This window comes from Shewanella cutis (genome assembly GCF_022410515.1).
GTDB classification, from domain to species: Bacteria; Pseudomonadota; Gammaproteobacteria; order Enterobacterales; family Shewanellaceae; genus Shewanella; species Shewanella cutis.
In genome coordinates this window covers 211575-229569 of the sequence record NZ_JACSDI010000001.1, presented here as the reverse complement: position 1 = coordinate 229569, position 17995 = coordinate 211575, and the positions used below count along the sequence as shown (strand labels likewise).

18 protein-coding genes are annotated in these 17995 nt (G+C 43.9%); 4 read left to right on the top strand and 14 right to left on the bottom strand.

Annotation, left to right across the window (positions count from 1 at the left end; genetic code table 11):
• Positions 1-403: 403 nt before the first annotated feature.
• Positions 404-778 (bottom strand): hypothetical protein, encoded by a 375-nt coding sequence (locus H9J30_RS01185; RefSeq protein ID WP_240129339.1) that lies wholly within the window; start codon positions 776-778, stop codon positions 404-406.
• Positions 779-1850: 1072 nt separating this feature from the next.
• Between H9J30_RS01185 and rfbB the strand changes: the two genes are divergently transcribed.
• On the top strand, positions 1851-2882 hold the full coding sequence (rfbB, locus tag H9J30_RS01180; RefSeq protein ID WP_240129338.1) for a dTDP-glucose 4,6-dehydratase: 1032 nt from the start codon (positions 1851-1853) through the stop codon (positions 2880-2882).
• Positions 2883-2947: 65 nt separating this feature from the next.
• On the opposite strand, the gene H9J30_RS21565 is transcribed toward rfbB, so the two are convergent.
• From H9J30_RS21565 to H9J30_RS01160, 5 genes are all read right to left on the bottom strand, one after another.
• Positions 2948-3073, bottom strand: coding sequence for a hypothetical protein (locus tag H9J30_RS21565; protein ID WP_275679479.1), 126 nt, complete (start codon positions 3071-3073; stop codon positions 2948-2950).
• 2 nt (positions 3074-3075) lie between these two features.
• Positions 3076-3474 carry a type II toxin-antitoxin system toxin gene (locus tag H9J30_RS01175; RefSeq protein ID WP_240129337.1) on the bottom strand — a complete coding sequence of 133 codons (399 nt, stop codon included), beginning with the start codon at positions 3472-3474 and terminating at the stop codon, positions 3076-3078.
• Entirely contained in the window at positions 3467-3889 is a 423-nt protein-coding gene (locus H9J30_RS01170; protein WP_240129336.1) for a type II toxin-antitoxin system antitoxin, read from the bottom strand. The genes H9J30_RS01175 and H9J30_RS01170 overlap by 8 nt, the downstream gene beginning before the upstream one ends.
• Before the next feature lie 105 nt (positions 3890-3994).
• Complete coding sequence (locus H9J30_RS01165) at positions 3995-4759, bottom strand: HutD/Ves family protein (protein ID WP_240129335.1); 765 nt, start codon at positions 4757-4759, stop codon at positions 3995-3997.
• A gap of 275 nt (positions 4760-5034) precedes the next feature.
• On the bottom strand, positions 5035-5481 hold the full coding sequence (locus H9J30_RS01160; RefSeq protein ID WP_240129334.1) for a copper resistance protein NlpE: 447 nt from the start codon (positions 5479-5481) through the stop codon (positions 5035-5037).
• 229 nt (positions 5482-5710) lie between these two features.
• On the opposite strand from H9J30_RS01160, the gene H9J30_RS01155 reads away from it, so the two are divergent.
• The 3 genes from H9J30_RS01155 to rfbC all read left to right on the top strand — a co-directional run bounded on the left by H9J30_RS01155 (position 5711) and on the right by rfbC (position 8634).
• Positions 5711-7072, top strand: coding sequence for a sensor histidine kinase (locus H9J30_RS01155; RefSeq protein WP_240129333.1), 1362 nt, complete (start codon positions 5711-5713; stop codon positions 7070-7072).
• Between the two features lie 145 nt (positions 7073-7217).
• On the top strand, positions 7218-8108 hold the full coding sequence (gene rfbA, locus H9J30_RS01150; RefSeq protein WP_240129332.1) for a glucose-1-phosphate thymidylyltransferase RfbA: 891 nt from the start codon (positions 7218-7220) through the stop codon (positions 8106-8108).
• Positions 8095-8634, top strand: a complete 540-nt coding sequence (gene rfbC, locus H9J30_RS01145; RefSeq protein WP_240129331.1) for a dTDP-4-dehydrorhamnose 3,5-epimerase — start codon at positions 8095-8097, stop codon at positions 8632-8634. Before rfbA ends, rfbC begins: the two co-directional genes overlap by 14 nt.
• 19 nt (positions 8635-8653) lie before the next feature.
• Here rfbC and H9J30_RS01140 read toward each other — a convergent pair whose 3' ends face one another.
• The 8 genes from H9J30_RS01140 to tsaA form a co-directional block, all read right to left on the bottom strand.
• On the bottom strand, positions 8654-11032 hold the full coding sequence (locus H9J30_RS01140) for a YjbH domain-containing protein (RefSeq protein WP_240129330.1): 2379 nt from the start codon (positions 11030-11032) through the stop codon (positions 8654-8656).
• A complete protein-coding gene (locus H9J30_RS01135; protein ID WP_240129329.1) occupies positions 11032-11817 on the bottom strand; it encodes a capsule biosynthesis GfcC family protein in 786 nt (261 codons plus the stop codon). Before H9J30_RS01135 ends, H9J30_RS01140 begins: the two co-directional genes overlap by 1 nt.
• Positions 11818-11827: 10 nt before the next feature.
• On the bottom strand, positions 11828-12538 hold the full coding sequence (locus H9J30_RS01130) for a YjbF family lipoprotein (protein WP_240129328.1): 711 nt from the start codon (positions 12536-12538) through the stop codon (positions 11828-11830).
• A gap of 149 nt (positions 12539-12687) precedes the next feature.
• Complete coding sequence (locus tag H9J30_RS01125) at positions 12688-12930, bottom strand: hypothetical protein (RefSeq protein WP_240129327.1); 243 nt, start codon at positions 12928-12930, stop codon at positions 12688-12690.
• A 266-nt stretch (positions 12931-13196) separates the two neighbouring features.
• Positions 13197-14321, bottom strand: a complete 1125-nt coding sequence (locus H9J30_RS01120) for a patatin-like phospholipase family protein (RefSeq protein ID WP_240129326.1) — start codon at positions 14319-14321, stop codon at positions 13197-13199.
• Between the two features lie 275 nt (positions 14322-14596).
• Positions 14597-16309 carry a proline--tRNA ligase gene (locus H9J30_RS01115; protein WP_240129325.1) on the bottom strand — a complete coding sequence of 571 codons (1713 nt, stop codon included), beginning with the start codon at positions 16307-16309 and terminating at the stop codon, positions 14597-14599.
• Between the two features lie 226 nt (positions 16310-16535).
• Positions 16536-17165 carry an acyltransferase gene (locus tag H9J30_RS01110; RefSeq protein WP_240129324.1) on the bottom strand — a complete coding sequence of 210 codons (630 nt, stop codon included), beginning with the start codon at positions 17163-17165 and terminating at the stop codon, positions 16536-16538.
• Positions 17166-17900 (bottom strand): tRNA (N6-threonylcarbamoyladenosine(37)-N6)-methyltransferase TrmO, encoded by a 735-nt coding sequence (gene tsaA / locus H9J30_RS01105; protein ID WP_240129323.1) that lies wholly within the window; start codon positions 17898-17900, stop codon positions 17166-17168.
• Between the last annotated feature and the right edge of the window lie 95 nt (positions 17901-17995).

Below are 17995 nucleotides of genomic sequence, written 5' to 3'. Positions count from 1 at the left end.
TTTATATTGTATGTCATATTCTGCTGGTGAGGCAGACCTTTTATCGCGTTATTCTGTAAGGTATTTTTTATCATGTAAATCTGATGGTAAATGCAGTTTTGGTGAGCATATTTGTACATCTTAAATCATCTTTTCTTGCTTGGGAATAGGCTTGGTGATTAGAACTGTAGAGGCGATTTTTCTCACGTTGATTTCTGCTTCTGGCGGTCACTTGGCTGGACTGTTGTCTAATTTTATGAAGTTTTTAAAATAAAGTTTTTCGTGGTTACAGAATTAAAGTTTTTCAAGGTTACAAAATTTGAAGTATTGAGTTGTCCATTTTTAATGGACATTAAACTTAAAATGCCTAATAGTATTATGATGGAATGGTTGTCGTTAAAATGCTAAAGGATAAGGGCTGGGGTTAGTGTCTAACCAACTGATCTATATGGCTCATAACCACTTTTAAATGATTGGTTTTTCCGTTGCAAATAACATCTATTGGCCTTGTGCCATTAAAAGGTTCATTATGATTGACCATGTTCATAAACCCATAAATATTTTCAGGGTTACTAAAAAGCGTACTTAAGCCAGCGTGAATATTCAGTATATAGCTGATTCTTTCGACTTGATCTTGACTTAGATTAAATTTTTCTATATCAAGATTGTTATAATTTACTGGCAAATTGAGTACAGCCTGAATTTGTTGCTGATTGCAGTTCCACTTTTTCAATATTAGTAACGCAGTTCTCATGCCAACCCTAGCTGTGGTTAGTTCGTTACAATTTATTTTTGTCATAGTATTTCCTCTAAATTTATCTTATAGCTTGTTACGTTGTAACATCGAATCTTCAGCCTAAACCGGTGTTATGAGTTCTAGTCCTTAATTTTTGCCGCTAACCTATTTAAGGTTTTCTTATTTATAACATGAACGGCTAGATTCAAGTCAGTTCACATTGATATCTCATATGTAGAGAACGTATGTCAATGTTTGCTTCATGAATTTAGCATTATACTCTAAGCTCAAAGAGTATGTTCACTTGACTAAACGTAAATCATAACCATCCATAGTGTAATTTCTATATGCGAGAGCTAGTCTTATTATTAACAACGGTATCTTTTATGCAGGTATAAGTATGTGTGTTGAATATGACAAGTTAGTCGAGGAAAAAAAGAGACGGCAGTTAGTTTATGCTGAGCTTGTATTGAGTGGAGCTAAGCCTTTATGTTCACGGCCCAAATCTAGCTCACAAAGCCCTAGAAAAAACAAAAACATACTAAACATACCCAACTTTAAGTTTTAGTCATCTTAAATCTGTATCTCAGGGCAAGATCACGAACATAATTTGAGTTATTAGAGTGGCATTCGCTCAAAGAGCTGGACGGGTCATACTGGCTGTGATTGATCTGAACCGCTAACTCTGGACACTTAACTAAGCACTATGTTTCAGTTCACAGGACTTGCCACCGAGGACTTTCGTAAGGTCCAGCTTCCATCGTTATTATCAATCCATTCAATGACATCACCATCTTCCCATTTTAGCTCTACAAGATATTCATTAGGTATTCTGAAAAAAGCCTCACCGCCTTCGGTTATTTCGATTTCGACTCCAATGATGATGCTTCGTAACGGCTAGGACGGCCTTCGCCGCAAGTATGCTCGCAAGCTCGCTCTAGAACGCCACTACGTCGCTTTAGACTCTGGCAGCGAAGCGATCTAGCTTCTACGAACGCCGCTTTACGGCTACGGAATGTGCGAGCGTTTCGTAATCCGTCAGCGATATGTTCGGCTTTTCGAAGCCCACCCTATTTTTTGTTGTATACTTGCTGGCTTTTTTGCTTTCTGGCCTTTGTTTGCAGAGATAGGTGATATGCGAATTCTTGTTACGGGTGGTGCGGGTTTTATTGGATCGGCTTTGGTCCGTATGTTGATTGAGCAAACGGAGTCAGTGGTGCTCAACTTCGATAAGCTGACCTATGCGAGCCATCCTGAATCTCTGGCGGGTGTTGCTGATAGTGAGCGCTATCATTTTGTGCAGGCAGATATTTGCGATAGGGCAAGGTTAGAGCTGGTGTTGCAGCAATTCCAACCCGATCATGTGATGCATTTAGCGGCCGAAAGCCATGTGGACCGTTCAATAGATGGGCCCGCGGAGTTTATTCAAACCAATATCGTGGGAACTTACACATTGCTCGAGGCATGCCGTAGTTATTATCAAACTTTAGGGCAAGCACAACAGCGCCGTTTTCGATTGCACCATATTTCCACCGATGAGGTTTTTGGTTCTCTGACAGAAACTGGATTGTTTAGCGAAACCTCTGCTTATGATCCGAGCTCTCCTTATTCGGCAAGTAAAGCTTCAGCGGATCATTTGGTTCGTGCTTGGCATCGAACTTATGCTTTACCAATAGTTATTTCCAACTGCTCCAATAACTATGGCCCTTTTCAATACCCTGAAAAGCTCATTCCCTTAATGGTCACCAATGCGTTGCAGAGTAAACCGTTACCAATTTATGGTAATGGTCAGCAAGTTCGCGATTGGTTGTATGTGGATGATCACGTTAAGGCGCTCTATTTAGTCGCGACTCAAGGCCAGCTTGGACAAACCTATAATATTGGTGGCTCCTGCGAGCAAACTAATTTGACGGTTGTGCGGCACATTTGCGCCTTATTAGAGGAGTTAGTGCCTACTCATCCGCAATCCCTTGCAATGGGTAATGCGGGTTTTGCTGATTTAATTCAGTATGTTGTTGACCGGCCTGGCCATGATGTTCGCTATGCAATTGATGCCAGTAAAATTCAACGTGAATTAGGTTGGAGAGCGCAAGAGTCTTTTGAGTCAGGCCTCAGAAAAACGGTCGAGTGGATTATTAACCAGCCATATCCTAAAACGAGCGACTAGGACTCGCGCAAGCTCACCCTAGAACATCACTATGTGGCTCTAGAATCTAGGTACGCCGCAAGCAGCTACAGAATGTCACTACGTGACTTACGGATAACGGAACGGGCTTCGCTCTCACGGTAAGCTAAGCGTTCTGTGAGTGAGCTTGCGAACGTTCCGTCAACCTTCAACGTTTCTTGTTCTGTCAACATCTTCACTCTGCTTTTATCACATCAATAAATTGCTCAAAATCCTCAAGATGATGCTGTACAACATGCACAACGATATCGAGGTTGAGTTCTTGGTAGTCATGTACTGCGATGTTTCGCAGGCCGACCATTTTCTTTAAGTTATCTGCGAGTGGCTGAGTAATAAGGTTATTTTGTGCGAGTAATGTAAAGCTATCACGGCTACTTTGGGGGATGCCTAGTTGTTGGCGGTTAATATGATTGGCTATGTCGATACAGGCTTCGCAGCAGCGTTGTAAATTGAGGATAACGCTATCTTGCAAGGTGAGGTCTTGTTTGAACTGGCTGCCATCACCATAGACTTGTTGGATGCGCTTTATACAGCGTTTGATGGTGGCTATTTTATTGATAATAATGTCATTCAAAGTGACTCCCCCTATGATCTTTGGCTGCGGTGTTGGCCATTACATCATCAATAATTGCCTGTCTTTCGGCTTGTAGATGTTGGTACATTGAGATGGTCTTTACGGCAAAAAGTTCATCATCTTGTGGTGTTCCCCAAAGTTGCTTCCCTTGAGTGACTACCTGTTGGCATAACACTGTGGATGCTGAGCGTAAATCAACCAGATCAACATCTGAGTCCAACGCCGAAGCGAGTTTTTGGGCAAGTTCCCAGCGTGCAATATTGTCTAAAGTGTCAGCGGCGAGTACCGCGATATCGATATCGCTGTTGCGGTGTTGTGTTCCCTGCGAATAAGAGCCAAACAGGTAGATTAATTGCAACTTTGGGATATTGTCTCGCAGTAACTTTATGATTTTCTTTTCATTTAGTTGTTGCATAGGTCTATTGCACGATTTGATGAATACGGGATGAGTATATAGCATATAAGGCGGAGCCAAAAGGACGGACTCAGGTTTTGAAGACGTCACTGGTGGCTCTATAATCTAGAACTTTTTAGTGCATTCTATAACGATACGCAGTACCTGACATTGTTTATGGTTTAGTAGGGACGGGTTTTCTATATGTGAGTGCTTAAGTATGGGTAGTTCAGCGTCTGAAGAGGTTGCATCGGAAGTTTCAATTTCATCTAATCGCTTCATTTTTGACGGCTGCGCTTTTAAATCCTGGCCTTGTAGGTATTGCACCATATCATAACGCTTAAGTTGAATAATTTGGCCTTGGTAAACTAAGTTCAGCGGTTCAAGGCATAATAACCACTGTTGCAACTCGTTATTGTGTACATTTGATGTTTGATGAGCATCATCAATATAGCTGGTTTCACTAGACTCAGGACTTAACGAGCCATTCAACTCCAGCCGTTCAATATACGCGCGATACTTGCCGCGTTTGGTCATCACATTAAAGTCGATAATTTGCTTATCTAAGAGTTGGCTTTCGATCTGAGTTTCGCCGCTAAAGCAAAATGCAGCTTGGTTCGGACGCAGTAAGAGTTCGCTCGGTTTAGCCCCATTTTCAGGCATCAGCAGCTTTACGCCTTCGCCCTCCAGTATACAAAGTTGCCTATCGATGCCTGGAAATATTGAGAAGGGTCCATCGCTCGAAATGGTGGCAATGCTAATCCTATAATCAAAGTTAGTTAGGTCAGAATCCTTTGGCGATATTAACAGTTGTTTAGTACTGCCGCCGCCATTTTTCCATAGGCTCGATTCGCATTCTTCATAACGGATAATTTGGATATTAGAGTTCACGTGTTGGTTACTCTTTTCAATCTGGGTGGCGCCGACGCGAGAAGATAGGACGCTGACAAGCTTGCTCTAGATCGAGAATCGCAGCGCTCTAACTTCTACGGACACCGCTTGCAGCAATGGAACGTCACTGCGTGGCTCACGGTTTACGAAATTGCTTATCACCGACGGTAAGCGAATCATTTTTCTTTACCGTTATCGGTAAGCAGAGCGTTCTGTCAACGTTTTTACTGTGAGCGAATCGCTCAACGTCTCGCTGTCACGCAGTGATGCCCTTTCTACATTGCTTTCTTTTTCAAGATATAATTTTCAGCTAGTCCGCCGGTGATCCTATTGCCATCCGTGTCTAACATAAATAGCTGGTTTTCTCCAACTAGGTATTTGCTGCCATCGGATAAGATGATCTTTGAGCCGTTACTATCCCAGTCAAATTTTCCTGCCACCTTGAAGATACTTTCATCTTTACCCAAATAAATACTTTTTAATTCAAAGCTGTTATCTGCTTGTAGAGTAAGCGTTGTTTGAATACCTTCGCAGCTCGCACAGGGTAAAACACCTTCATACACGCCAGGCCAATCGAGAGCATTTTGGCTGGTATCACCAAGGGGGATGGTTGTTTGAGTTTCTGTATTTGCTGTGGCGCCTTGGCTTGGTGCATTTTGGGGATCGTTACAAGCGGTAGTCAAGATTGCCACCATGGCGATAGTAAAGAGTGGACGTTTCATATTCTTCTCAAACCTTTGATTTATTAACCTTAGGAATAATACCCGCCATCATCGCTGGCACCAAACTTATTTATCCTGTTGCAAGCTGTTTAGTCATCACCCTAGTCAGTTTGCAGATTGTATCTATACTAAAGACTATTACTTAAGGCTATTACTTAAGGCTATTACTTAAGAATGTGTTGCTAAGGTAATTGTCTGATCCTAAAGCTTGGCGGGGAATCGCATCGTTATGACACGCATGTTAGATAGGATTTTATTTGATGTAAGTCGTTCATCCATTATTGATGGTGGCGATTTAATTGAAACATCACAACTGATTGTTGCTTCTGTGTGCCAAGGCTTAAAAATCAGCCGTGCCGGTATTTGGTTATGGGCTGACGATCATCAAAGTATGTGTTGCTTTTACCTGCTTGATAATATGCAAAGACAGGAAGCTTTTATCTTAACGCGTGAGCAATACCCCTATTATTTCAGCTTATTAGATAATGAAAGGGCGATAGTGGCTAATCAGGCCCAAACTGATAGAGCGACCCATGAATTTGTAAAGGCTTACTTAGTGCCCCATGGCATTACCTCTATGTTAGATAGCCCTATACGCCATCGTGGCAAGATGGTGGGCATTATTTGCTCTGAACATCAAGGTGAACCAAGAGAATGGACTCGTGATGAAAAGGCTTTTGCCTCCGCTTTAGCGGATTTATTTGGCAGAGCGATGAGTGCAAAGGAGATTTTAGATTATCAGCTGCAATTACAGGCGATTAATACTGATTTAGAGGCTCAAGTCGCGCGACGAACTGAAGAGTTAGAAACGGCATTATCCGATTTGCGTTCAACTCAGCACCATTTGATTGAGAATGAGAAAATGGCGGCGTTAGGCAGTTTAGTTGCAGGGGTTGCCCATGAGGTCAACACGCCTTTGGGGATTGCGGTGACGTCAGTAACCCATTGCTTAGATGAGGTTGCGCTGCTGAAGAGCGCATTTGAGCAAAATGAGCTCGATGAAGATAAATTTTTAAACTTTATCAATACCATGCATGATGGTTTAGGACTGATAGAGCGGAATTTGACCCGGGCAGCGGAATTAGTGCATAACTTTAAGCGCACTGCGGCGGATCAATCGGTACTTGAACGTGAACGATTTAATTTAAAGGCTTATCTTTTCCAGATTTTTAGTTCATTAAGGCCATTAATGCGTAAAAAGAATATCGCTTTAACTGTTGACCTCGATGAGCAGATTTTTATCGAGTCTTATCCTGGTGCGATAGCGCAAATTTTTACCAATCTGGTTGCCAATAGCTTTCGGCATGGATTTCCTGAACATTTTACGGGTGATAAAAAAATCATTATCCGAGTCGAAAAGCAAGGCTCTAACATTTGCATGCAATATCGAGATAATGGTGTTGGCATGACAGATGAGGTCAAGATTAAAGCCTTTGAACCTTTTTTTACCACTGCACGTAAAGATGGCGGCACAGGCCTAGGGATGTCGATTATTTATAATCTGGTGACTCAAAAGCTCCATGGCAGCATTCTGCTGACTTCCCAGCCTAATCAAGGCGTAACAATCGATATACAACTTCCGGAGAAATAAAGCGGAATCTAGAACCTAGAACCTATATGCCTAGAAGTCACATAGCGACGTTCTGCTTTTTCTCGTAAGCCATTGGCTGCGCTTAGTTTGCATTTATATGCTACTATCTGCGCCTCGATTCAATTCACTAATCCTCGATATATCAATGAGAAAAGGCATTCTATTAGCGGGTGGTACAGGTTCTCGCCTTTATCCGATGACGCAGGTTGTGTGCAAGCAATTATTGCCTATCTACGATAAGCCAATGATTTATTACCCGTTGGTAACACTGATGCAGACGGGCATAAGAGACATTTTGATAATTTGTACACCTAATGATTTGCCACTTTTTAAAGCATTACTGGGAGATGGGCGATGTTGGGGGATCCGGCTTGAATATGCTGTGCAGCCTTCACCAAAGGGATTAGCTGAGGCTCTTATCATTGCAGCCCCCTTTCTTGCTGGCCACTCCTGTGCGTTAATACTCGGCGATAACCTATTTTATGGACAGCAACTTAGCACCAATCTACGCAATGCAACTCAATTAGACGTTGGTGCCACCGTATTTGGTTATCATGTCGCGAATCCTAATGCTTATGGCGTCGTTGAGTTTGATGGAAATGGCAAAGCCATTTCTATCGAAGAGAAACCAATCGCAGCCCGGTCTTCCTATGCTATTCCAGGTTTATATTTCTTTGATCACAGAGCGAGCATGTTGGCTAAAAACGTTGTTCCCTCGTCACGAGGCGAATTAGAAATTGTCGATGTAATTAACCAGTATCTTCAACTTGGGGAGCTGCAGGTTGAAATCATGGGGCGGGGGACTGCTTGGTTAGATACTGGGACGCCTGATGCGATGGCCGAAGCCACACAATTTATTGCTGCAATTGAGAAGCGGCAGGGGTTAAAGGTGAACTGTCCAGAAGAGGTTGCTTTTCATTCTGATTGGATAGATGCTGCGCAGCTTGCTGCCTTAGCTCAACCTTTAGTCAAAAGTGGTTATGGTGAGTATCTTTTAGGCTTATTAAATAAACAGGTGTTTAATGAAGTGCATTGAAACCGAGCTGCCTGAAGTACTTATCTTTGAACCTAAGGTATTTGGCGATGAGCGTGGCTTTTTTATGGAAACCTTTCGGCACGCCTATTTTACTGAGTGCTTGCTGAGTCGCGGATTTGAATCTCCAGCGTTAGTGCAAGATAACTACAGTCGCTCGCAGCAGCATGTGTTGCGTGGATTGCATTATCAACTCCAGCATCCGCAGGGCAAATTGGTCCGCGTATGTGCTGGTAGTATTTTTGATGTTGCCGTCGATATTCGGCCGCAATCTGCGACCTATGGTAAATGGGTTGGCAGGATTCTTTCTGCTGATAACCATTTACAAATGTGGATCCCGCCAGGATTTGCCCATGGGTTTTATGTGTTGAGTGAATACGCTGATGTGCTTTATCGCTGCACTGATTATTACGCGCCAGATGATGAATATGTGTTGCCTTGGAATTGTGCCGAGTTTGCAATTGACTGGCCGCTGTTAAATGAAACGCCCATTCTTTCCGCAAGGGATGCAAACGCCGTTAGCGCCTAAGCGCTAACGGAGGTTGTGGTTATTTTACTGACTTAGTTTCAGTGCTGGGACGAGTGAACCAAGGTGAGCGAGCATCAGTATTATCAAAGAGGTAATACTTTCTGCCGACCATTTGGCCACCATCTCGGGTGAGTGGCATCCAACTGATTGTCGCCCGGCTATGGGTTGATTTAACGGTCATTAAATCAAATGGGATAGAGATGTAGAAGCCTTTGGTAAAACTGCCTTCACCATATTCCTCGGCAGAAAGGTTGGTCTTAGTCGCAAAGGCGCCAACAATCACACCGCTATCAAATTGTTTGGAGAAATCAACTGTTACACCTTTATCTTCAGTCAAATATTGGCCTGCACTGATCCTTAATAAAGTATTGGGGAACCAGTCGGGTTGATAATAGACAGTCGCATTACCTGTGACAGCTCCCGTTTGTACTCTATAAGGGCGGTTTGTAATAGGATCAAATTGATGTTCATCTTCAAAGAAGCCGAGCATGCTATCTGGGTCGCGCTGCTTTACATAATTAACATCAACACCAAAAGCCCATTGGCTATTAAGTGGTCGGTAGAGGAATTCTGTCCCTACGCCACCATACATCATTTCTAAATAGCCGCCGTAGGCTTGGTAGGAGATATTATCGGTTAAATTATCCATCCAAGTCAGCTGCAGGTTATTCACCCTTACTGGATTTTCATGAACATATTGACGGATAAGTGTACGAACACGTTTTAAGTCTGTTCCATCGGGTGGGACATCGTATAAAAACTTATCGTAGTTATCGTAAAGATTCAGATAAAGGGAACCTGAAAAATCTAAATTATCGGTAAAGCGATAATTTGCACTGCCTGTCACCCCAATGTTGAACATATAAAAACCTTCGGAACCACCAAAGGATTGGGCCATGGTCGGCGAAACATCAAAACTAAGCTTATCCAGCCAATCCTTATCAGTACTATTGACCAGTTGTCCCTGAGGTAAGCTGGGAACTCTTACAACACTGGTGTCAGTAACTTTAGCATTGAGGTAGCTATAGCTAGCGATTTGGGCAAACTTTTTCGCATCGATAAGAGTTTCAGTTATCGGTTGGTTATAACGGGTTTCAATTAGCCGATACTCTTTGATACGAGTTGCATCAGTGTTATTAGCGAGTATGGTTGCCGCTCTTTGATGCGCTTCATTTCTATCACGAAATTTGGTTTGTTCACCGACGACGGTAATGCTGTTGTTATCAAGATAAATTTTGGCGTTGGCATAACCCGCGATAGTTTGTAAGTCCTGAGCAACTACATTCCAATCTACTTGGGTATTCGTTACAGCATGATTGGATGCGTTTACAGGCTCTAGATTTGCTACTTCAGCATTTTGCACTTCTGATTTATGCGCTGCAGAAGTATCAGTACTCACAGACGCTTGGTCGACTTTGGGTGTGTTTACCGGCGTGGAGGATTCCATTTGCGTAAGTGTTAATGGCGCAGCTGGAAGCGGTTTATATTTAGCGGCAGCAGGATCGGTTTTAATCTGCGATAGGGTATTAAAATTGGTTTGCAGGCTAAAGCCAAGTGTCCAAGTATTACCGCGCTCATAACTTAAATGCAGATCGCCCCAGTTGCCAAACCGATAGAGCAGTCCGTAGTTAAATTTACTGTCCTGTGGCATTGGAATGCCGCCACGTACGACGGGAAAATCAGATTGGTAGTCGTTGCCGTCGTACTCCACTTTTACACGCAGTGGCTCCCACGGGGTTTGATATTCAACGCCGCCAAAAAGCGCAGCGCAGCCCTTAAACCAACGCTGATAATCTACGGTTCCACCTGAACCACCAAAAGATGTATCTCTGTCACAGTTGTAATTAAGATCTTTTTTATTGGAAGTGAGGTTGCCACTGTTGCCGATATAGCCCCAGCCAATGCCCAAAGTAAAATCGAGAGGGCCCACTCGTTTTGTTGCTGCGATAAATTCGCCATCAAATAAGCCTGTACCGCCAAAGTCCCGAACCCCAATCGAGGTTTCGGGCAGCCAATTACTTTCTTCGAGTAGACGAACCTTAAAATCTATGCCTTTATCTGTGTATTTAGAGTTACCGCTAAAGCTTGGGTCATCGCTATAAAGTAAATCCTGTACTTGGGTGTAGCGAATAGTGGTTTCAAACCAAGGGAACAGCTGCACAGAAGCGCTAAAGTGCTGATAGTCATCGTTATAAGTGGTGGCAAAGTTAAACTCACCTTCAGGTGCCATGCGGCCAGTAGGCATTTGCATTAGACCAACGCCACCAAAATCAGACTGTGAAGGTTGCAGAGTAGGATAAGAGAATTCATCGGCACTAACATGTAATAAAGGCAGCAGTGCTAATGACAGCGCAGATAAACGCCCGAACGTATGCAAAGTGGGAGTCGACTTTTTCATTACAGAGCCCGATTTTTGAGTAATTCAATAATGTTGTTGTTTAATTTTGCGTGATCATTAAATAGATCTGAAAACTCAACAAAGAGAATGGCACCAGGGGCGATATCCTGAGGCTGATGATTCCAATAGGCGATAGGCTGTTTTATCGCATTGCCATCAGGTTGAATAATCCACACAAAGCTATTTTCGGCATTATCGAGTAAACCCGCTTGGTTTATATAATCTTTACTGCTGGTGCGTGATAGCCATGTTTGTTCACCCGTTTGCGCGACAGCACCCACAACAGTGACAGTAGTTGGTCGAGGCGGTAGCACCAGTAAAAAATCACCATCGATAACCGGATTATAAGCGTCGGTAATACGGACTAAGTCGAGATCTAACGGCTGATTAACTCGCTGGCCTAGTTTGATGTTGCGTAAAAACTGGGCAAATTTGGCCAGTTTAGCAATATATTGACTATTATCGACCTGCTCTCCCATGTCTGCTAATTGTTGCAATACTTGCTTGCGAGTGACTTCTAATCTAGCAGTATTTTTTGTATCTAATAGGGCTGCACCTAGCCAATAAATTGAAACCGCCTCATTTTTCATCGTTTGGTTATAAAGAGGAAGCTGGATTAATCCATCTTGCACCGCTTGCCCTACCCGAATCGCAGTCGGATAGGTAATTTGTAGCTGCGGCGTGTGAGACGCTGAGGTACTGACAGAAAGTTGGGTATTGGCTTCTACGGATGGGAAAAACACTGAACTTACTAGTAGCGCCAACGGGGTAATATAGGATCTCATTATGGCTCCGCTAAGCAGCAAAAGGCTTCAGTAAGGTGATATCAATAAACGGCAGATTGGGCGCAATTTTTTGATGGCTCTTAATAACACTGCCAGTTTGTGGATCTAGCCAAAACTCATTTTGATATTGGATATTGAGTGCATCCACAGAGACGTTTTCACTAAAATGCAAAGCTTGTGTGGGAGTGCCATTGATTAGAATATTTTCGTCGCTAATCAGTTTAAACTCTGATTTTGCTTGGTAGCCATAATGATAACCGGGTTGCCAATCGAGCGTTCGAGTCCACGTTTTGGGTGTGGAGCTTAAGTGCAATCCCAATAACAGTGGATCTGGCTCACTACTTTCAACTGCACTTAAATTACCCATGAGCAAATTATGAGTTTTGACTAGGCGGCCGTTAACGGTTACTAACATGCCTTTATCCGCGGATAGCCATTTAAGCTCTAACGCTTCAGGTGCATTTTTTACTGAAGATAGGCTGATTTTAGGCTCTGCAAAGGCTAATACCACAAATGCTTGAGCGGTATCTTCAATTTTTACATAGATGCTCGCATAAGGATTAGCCGATACTTGCTCCGGGGTGAGCACTACATCTTCATTCCCCCAAAAGGCGAGTTTAACCGTATCGTTTAGTGCACTAATTCGTTGGCTACAGCCCGAAAGGCTCAGACATACTGCCGAAGCAGCGATAAAGGGAAAAAGTCTTTTATATATACGCATCCGAGTTGCTTATTCTCAACAATAGTAGGTAACCAATGTAAATATATGATGAAGTGATTTCAAGCTAGATTGAGCAGGCTTTCACCCGTAAAAAGCTTAAAAAAAACAACCGCCCATAAGGCGGTTATTTAGATATACTCACTAACAGATTAGTTAGTGCCAGTAGTTGTGCCAGTACCAGTACCAGTTGCTGCTGGGCTACCATCAGAACTGTTAGCTGCAACTAAAACACCAGTTACAACTGCACCCGCTGCAATACCACCAGCAACGATAGCACCAGTAGCGCCACCAGCACCAGTACCACCAGTAGCTACACCAGTTGTATTAGCATTAGCAGCAACTGAACCTAACATTGACATAGCAGCGATAAGTGCTAATGAAGTTTTTTTCATCGTGATTCCCTTTTAGAAAAAATTAACCTAATTTTTAGCTAATCTAGTACAGCATGATAGGTGATTCAACTTAAATGATCAATGTTAAATCTATTCCGCTATTCAGACTTTAGACTGATTTTCAGTTTAGCTGCTACTGAATAATCCTTAATTTTTAATGAGTTTCGCACATCTTAGTTAAGGAATTATGTCATCGCCTAATTTATAACATGGCAAGACGCTGGCTTCAATTTGATTTTTTCAAGCCTTTTATAGGAAGTATTGCATTAGGTTAAATTGAAAAATGCTTTAAGTTCGTCAAGGTGCGCCATGCCGTCTTGATAGCCTAAATCGATCAATGCACTGGTATAGGATTTTTCAAACAAGAGATAAGACACAATACTCGAGTCTGACTGCCTGTCGATACCAATAAAGCCTAGTAAGGTCTTAATTGCCCATGGCATATCATCATAAAATCGGGCGGCGATTTTACTTAAGTCTTCACTGGGTTTTATCACTAAGGTTTTGATCGGATGCAATGCTAATTGCGCTCGACTTGCTTCAGGGATAAGGGAAAGCGTGTTATTTATTCGCTCCAAGCGTTCTAAGTCACTGTTTAGAGTATCGGAGAAAATCGTATCCAGCAGATGGCCTGCAATCGTGGCCGTTTTGGGATGAAACTCTAACTCCATCGGATAATGCTTATGGGGACTATCCAAATTAATCACTAACAACTTACTGGCGCCTAAGTGAATAGGGCTTGAGAGTGGCGCAAGTTGGTGGACTGAACCATCGCCATAGTAGGCTTGATTAAGCTTAATGGATGGAAATACCATGGGGATGGCTGAGCTTGCCAATAGATGCTCAGTATTTAACATGCGCCGTTCGCCACTACGTCTGGCGCGGGTCCAGTTTTCAATATCCCTTGATGCTTGAAAAAAGGTCACAGAGCGAGAATTGTTATAGCAGGAGGTATCGACACTCAGAGCGGTTAATGCTCCGTTGCGGATATTGCGATCAATTCTTTTAAAATCAATAAGCTCATTCAATAAATGCCGTAAAGGCTCATTATCAAGCAGGCTGCCTGCATCAGTATTGACCTTATCATCCTGTAGACCTTTTAGGGCCATTTTTGATAGATGCTTTAACACGCCAGGAAGGGAAGCTCGGTAAACTTTTCTGGTTTCAAAATGGCGCCATACCCACTCGAGCTTTTTGACTCCCAGATGAAAACATGACGCATGGGTGGCAATTGACGTGCCATTAATCGCACCTGCTGAGGTACCACAAATGATTTTAAAGGGGATGCCATGGTTGCGCGGATAAAGCTGGACCAGTGCTTTAAGCACTCCCACTTGATAGGCTGCTCGTGCGCCACCGCCACCGAGGACTAATGCTGTTGATGTTGGCAATCTTCAGACTCTTGAATTGTTATTATGAGTTTATTAAAGCAATCACTACTCTAAAAAAGCAAGTCGGAGCAGTTAGTTGGATGAAGTTTATTTAGTGCTGGTAGAAAAGCGAACCGCTGGTGATAGGCTGAAGTGTCAAACTTAAATGATTACTTGAGAAGATAGATATAAAAAACGCACTTAAGTCGGACTTAAGTGCGTTTATGTTTTTAGAGGTTAATGGCTTGCCATTAGCTCAAACTGGCTGAATGCACATTCGGCGCAAAAGACAGGGCTTAAGCTTGTAGATTCTTTAAGAAATCCACGATTTGGTCGAAAGGCACGTCCTGCTTCTCTCCGGTGCGGCGGTTTTTGTATTCGAATACGCCAGCGTCGATATTGCGATCACCAATCACCACTGTGTGAGGAATACCAATCAGCTCCATATCGGCGAACATCACACCTGGGCGCTCTTTACGATCATCGAGTAGCACATCAATACCCGCAGCGCTTAAGTCTTTGTATAACTGCTCGGCGATATCGGTTACGCGGTGCGACTTGTGCATATTCATTGGCAGAATGCCAACGCTAAATGGCGCAATGGCTTCTGGCCATACAATGCCGCGGTCATCAAAGTTTTGCTCAATCGCAGCAGCAACGATTCGGCTTACGCCAACACCGTAACAACCCATCAGCAGCACTTGTGATTTACCGTTCTCATCAAGAACAGTCGCGTTCATGGATTTAGAGTAGTTAGTACCGAGTTGGAAGATATGACCTACTTCGATACCACGAGCCATGGCATAGGTACCTAAACCATCGGGTGTAGGCTCACCTTCAACCACGTTACGGATGTCGGCTGCTTGTGCCAGTGGCAGATCGCGTTCCCAGTTGATGCCAAAGTAGTGTTTGTCATCTTGGTTAGCGCCGGCAGCAAAATCGCTCATCACGCTAACGCTATGGTCAATGATAATAGGCATATTCAGGCCGACAGGGCCTAATGAGCCTGGACCTGCGCCAATGGCATCACGGATCAGCGCTTCTGGGGCAAATTCTAATGGTGATGCCACTAAATCTAATTTGTCTGCCTTGATTTCGTTCAGTTCGTGGTCGCCACGCACAATCAGCGCAACCAGCGGCGCTTCTTCCGTCGCACCTTTCACAATCAAGGTTTTCACTGTTTTAGTGATATCCAAACCGAATTGCTCAACCAACTCGGCAATCGTTTTCGCATTGGGGGTATCGACTAAACGTAATTCTTCAGTCGCCGCGCCGCGCGTTTCGGTCGGCATTGGCGATTCAGCTTTCTCGATATTGGCTGCATAATCGCTGCCAGTAGAGTAAGCGATTAAGTCTTCACCGCTTTGCGCAAGTACGTGGAACTCGTGTGACATGCTGCCACCGATAGAGCCCGTGTCCGCTAAAACAGGACGGAAGGCTAGGCCCATGCGCGAGAGAATGTTGCTATAGGCTTGATACATCGCCTCATAGGTTTCATTCAGGGTGTCCATGTCCAGATGGAAAGAATACGCATCTTTCATCAGGAACTCGCGTGAACGCATCACGCCAAAGCGTGGGCGTACTTCGTCGCGGAATTTGGTTTGAATTTGGTAAAGGTTCAGCGGTAGTTGCTTGTAAGAGCTGACTTCTTTACGGATTAAGTCAGTGATCACTTCTTCATGGGTTGGCCCCAGTACGAAGTCACGGTTATGGCGATCTTTAAAGCGCAGTAACTCAGGGCCAAACTTATCCCAGCGACCCGTTTCTACCCACAAATCAGCCGGTTGTACCATAGGCATTAGGATTTCAATTGCGCCCGCTTTGTTCATTTCTTCACGAACAATGGCCTCAACTTTACGTAATACACGCAGGCCCGTGGGCAGATAGCTGTATAGACCTGAAGCGTTACGGCGGATCATGCCCGCACGTAGCATTAATTGATGGCTGATGACTTCTGCATTTGCAGGTGTTTCTTTTTGAGTAGAAAGTAGGTATTTGCTAACGCGCATTACCGATGTCCAAATTTGAGTTGAATGGGCGCCATTTTATCACCTGCTTTGATGATGTCACCTATGGATTTAGGTTAAATTCAACTAGCTGGGAGACAAATAGCATTTTTTGATGCTGGATAACGGATAACGGATAACGGATAACGGATAACGGATAACGGATAACGGATAACGGATAACTTAAGGAAGAGTGCGGTGCTGCTCGTATCTAGATTTTAGTTTCTGCTTACTTATCTCGCCTATCGCCAATCACCCGTGCAGGATTACCGGCGACGATGGCCCATGCGGGGACATCTTTAGTGACAATACAGCCCATGCCAATCACCGCATGATCGCCAATAGTGACACCATCAACTATCCCCGCCTGGGCGCCAATCCACACATCTTTACCAATCACGATCCCTTTGGAATGTGAGGCTTGTTGGTAAATGGGTGTGTCAGGCGCCATGCCATGATTAAAGGCATAGATGGTCACATGGTTGGCAATACGGGTTTGGGAGCCAATCTGGATCCCCACCCGACCGCCATCGAAGGAGCAGCCATGATTGATGGCGACTTCATTACCAAGGGTGATTGGGCCATGCAAAAAACATTCAGCGGCAATCATACAGCGATTACCGATTGTGATATCGCGATTCGGCTCGGCAAATAACTGTGCCTCGGGCGCAATAAAACAGTTATCACCAATGGTGACGGTTTCGAGGGCGCAAAGGTTGGCTTGCACTTCATCCTGCCAGGGTTTCGCCCAGACTAAGTGTTTTTCTTTGAGTGAGAAATATAGCCAAGGCATCCAAGACAAACGCTTTTTGTGTTGGCTTTGATAATCAGGCTTGGCGGTTGTGATTGGCGTGTGCATTTAGCCACATTTCCCTGGTTTGAGTTCGAGGACTTGAATGTATTCCCGCTCATCCTCATCCACCGCCATCCGCCAAAAGATATCTAAATCATATAAAGCAATTTGATATAACTTTGGGTCATCCTTAGCTTTTTTGTACGCTGGACGAGGGTCTTGCCCGAGCACGCCACGGATAAGCACGGCTAAATCCGTATAGGCTTCTTGTTTGCTGTAGGTGTTTATTTGTTCATCGGCAAGTTTACTAAATTCAACGCTAATCAGTTTCGGTGCCTCTTGGGCCATGCCGCCAACGGCACCTTCAATCGAATCTGAAAAGGGGATATAGGGCTTAATATCGATAATCGGTGTGCCATCAACGAGATCCATGCCTGAAATCTCAAGACACACTTTACCTTTGCGTTGCACCACCCCATGGAGTTTGACCACGGATTGGCCAATGCCATTTGGGCGAAAAGTGGAGCGAGTGGCAAATACGCCGAGTTTTTCATTGCCGCCTAAACGCGGTGGGCGAACTGTGGTTTTCCAGCCTTGGGCGAGATTTTCATGGAAACAAAATAGCAACCAAAGGTGGGAATATTGCTCGATACCGCGCACCGCATCGAGATGATTAACATGGCTTTCCAACTCAACATAACCGCGTGCTTCCACCAAACCTGGCTGTCTTGGAATGCCAAATTTTTGTTTATAGGGCGTGCGGCAGGTTGCCACTGCGGTAATTTGGTTGGTAAATGTCATGCAAAAAACACCTAAAGAACGGCATAACAACCCAAACTCAGATTGTTTAGGTTGTTAGATGCGCACTAATCACTAAAGGCGCGCAGTATACACGC

Coding starts and splice junctions, on each gene's coding strand:
- H9J30_RS01185 (WP_240129339.1), bottom strand. CDS start 778: ATGACAAAAATAAATTGTAACGAACTAACCACAGCTAGGGTTGGCATG.
- rfbB (WP_240129338.1), top strand. CDS start 1,851: ATGCGAATTCTTGTTACGGGTGGTGCGGGTTTTATTGGATCGGCTTTG.
- H9J30_RS21565 (WP_275679479.1), bottom strand. CDS start 3,073: ATGTTGACAGAACAAGAAACGTTGAAGGTTGACGGAACGTTCGCAAGC.
- H9J30_RS01170 (WP_240129336.1), bottom strand. CDS start 3,889: ATGCAACAACTAAATGAAAAGAAAATCATAAAGTTACTGCGAGACAAT.
- H9J30_RS01160 (WP_240129334.1), bottom strand. CDS start 5,481: ATGAAACGTCCACTCTTTACTATCGCCATGGTGGCAATCTTGACTACC.
- H9J30_RS01155 (WP_240129333.1), top strand. CDS start 5,711: ATGACACGCATGTTAGATAGGATTTTATTTGATGTAAGTCGTTCATCC.
- rfbA (WP_240129332.1), top strand. CDS start 7,218: ATGAGAAAAGGCATTCTATTAGCGGGTGGTACAGGTTCTCGCCTTTAT.
- rfbC (WP_240129331.1), top strand. CDS start 8,095: ATGAAGTGCATTGAAACCGAGCTGCCTGAAGTACTTATCTTTGAACCT.
- H9J30_RS01140 (WP_240129330.1), bottom strand. CDS start 11,032: ATGAAAAAGTCGACTCCCACTTTGCATACGTTCGGGCGTTTATCTGCG.
- H9J30_RS01135 (WP_240129329.1), bottom strand. CDS start 11,817: ATGAGATCCTATATTACCCCGTTGGCGCTACTAGTAAGTTCAGTGTTT.
- H9J30_RS01130 (WP_240129328.1), bottom strand. CDS start 12,538: ATGCGTATATATAAAAGACTTTTTCCCTTTATCGCTGCTTCGGCAGTA.
- H9J30_RS01125 (WP_240129327.1), bottom strand. CDS start 12,930: ATGAAAAAAACTTCATTAGCACTTATCGCTGCTATGTCAATGTTAGGT.
- H9J30_RS01115 (WP_240129325.1), bottom strand. CDS start 16,309: ATGCGCGTTAGCAAATACCTACTTTCTACTCAAAAAGAAACACCTGCA.
- H9J30_RS01110 (WP_240129324.1), bottom strand. CDS start 17,165: ATGCACACGCCAATCACAACCGCCAAGCCTGATTATCAAAGCCAACAC.
- tsaA (WP_240129323.1), bottom strand. CDS start 17,900: ATGACATTTACCAACCAAATTACCGCAGTGGCAACCTGCCGCACGCCC.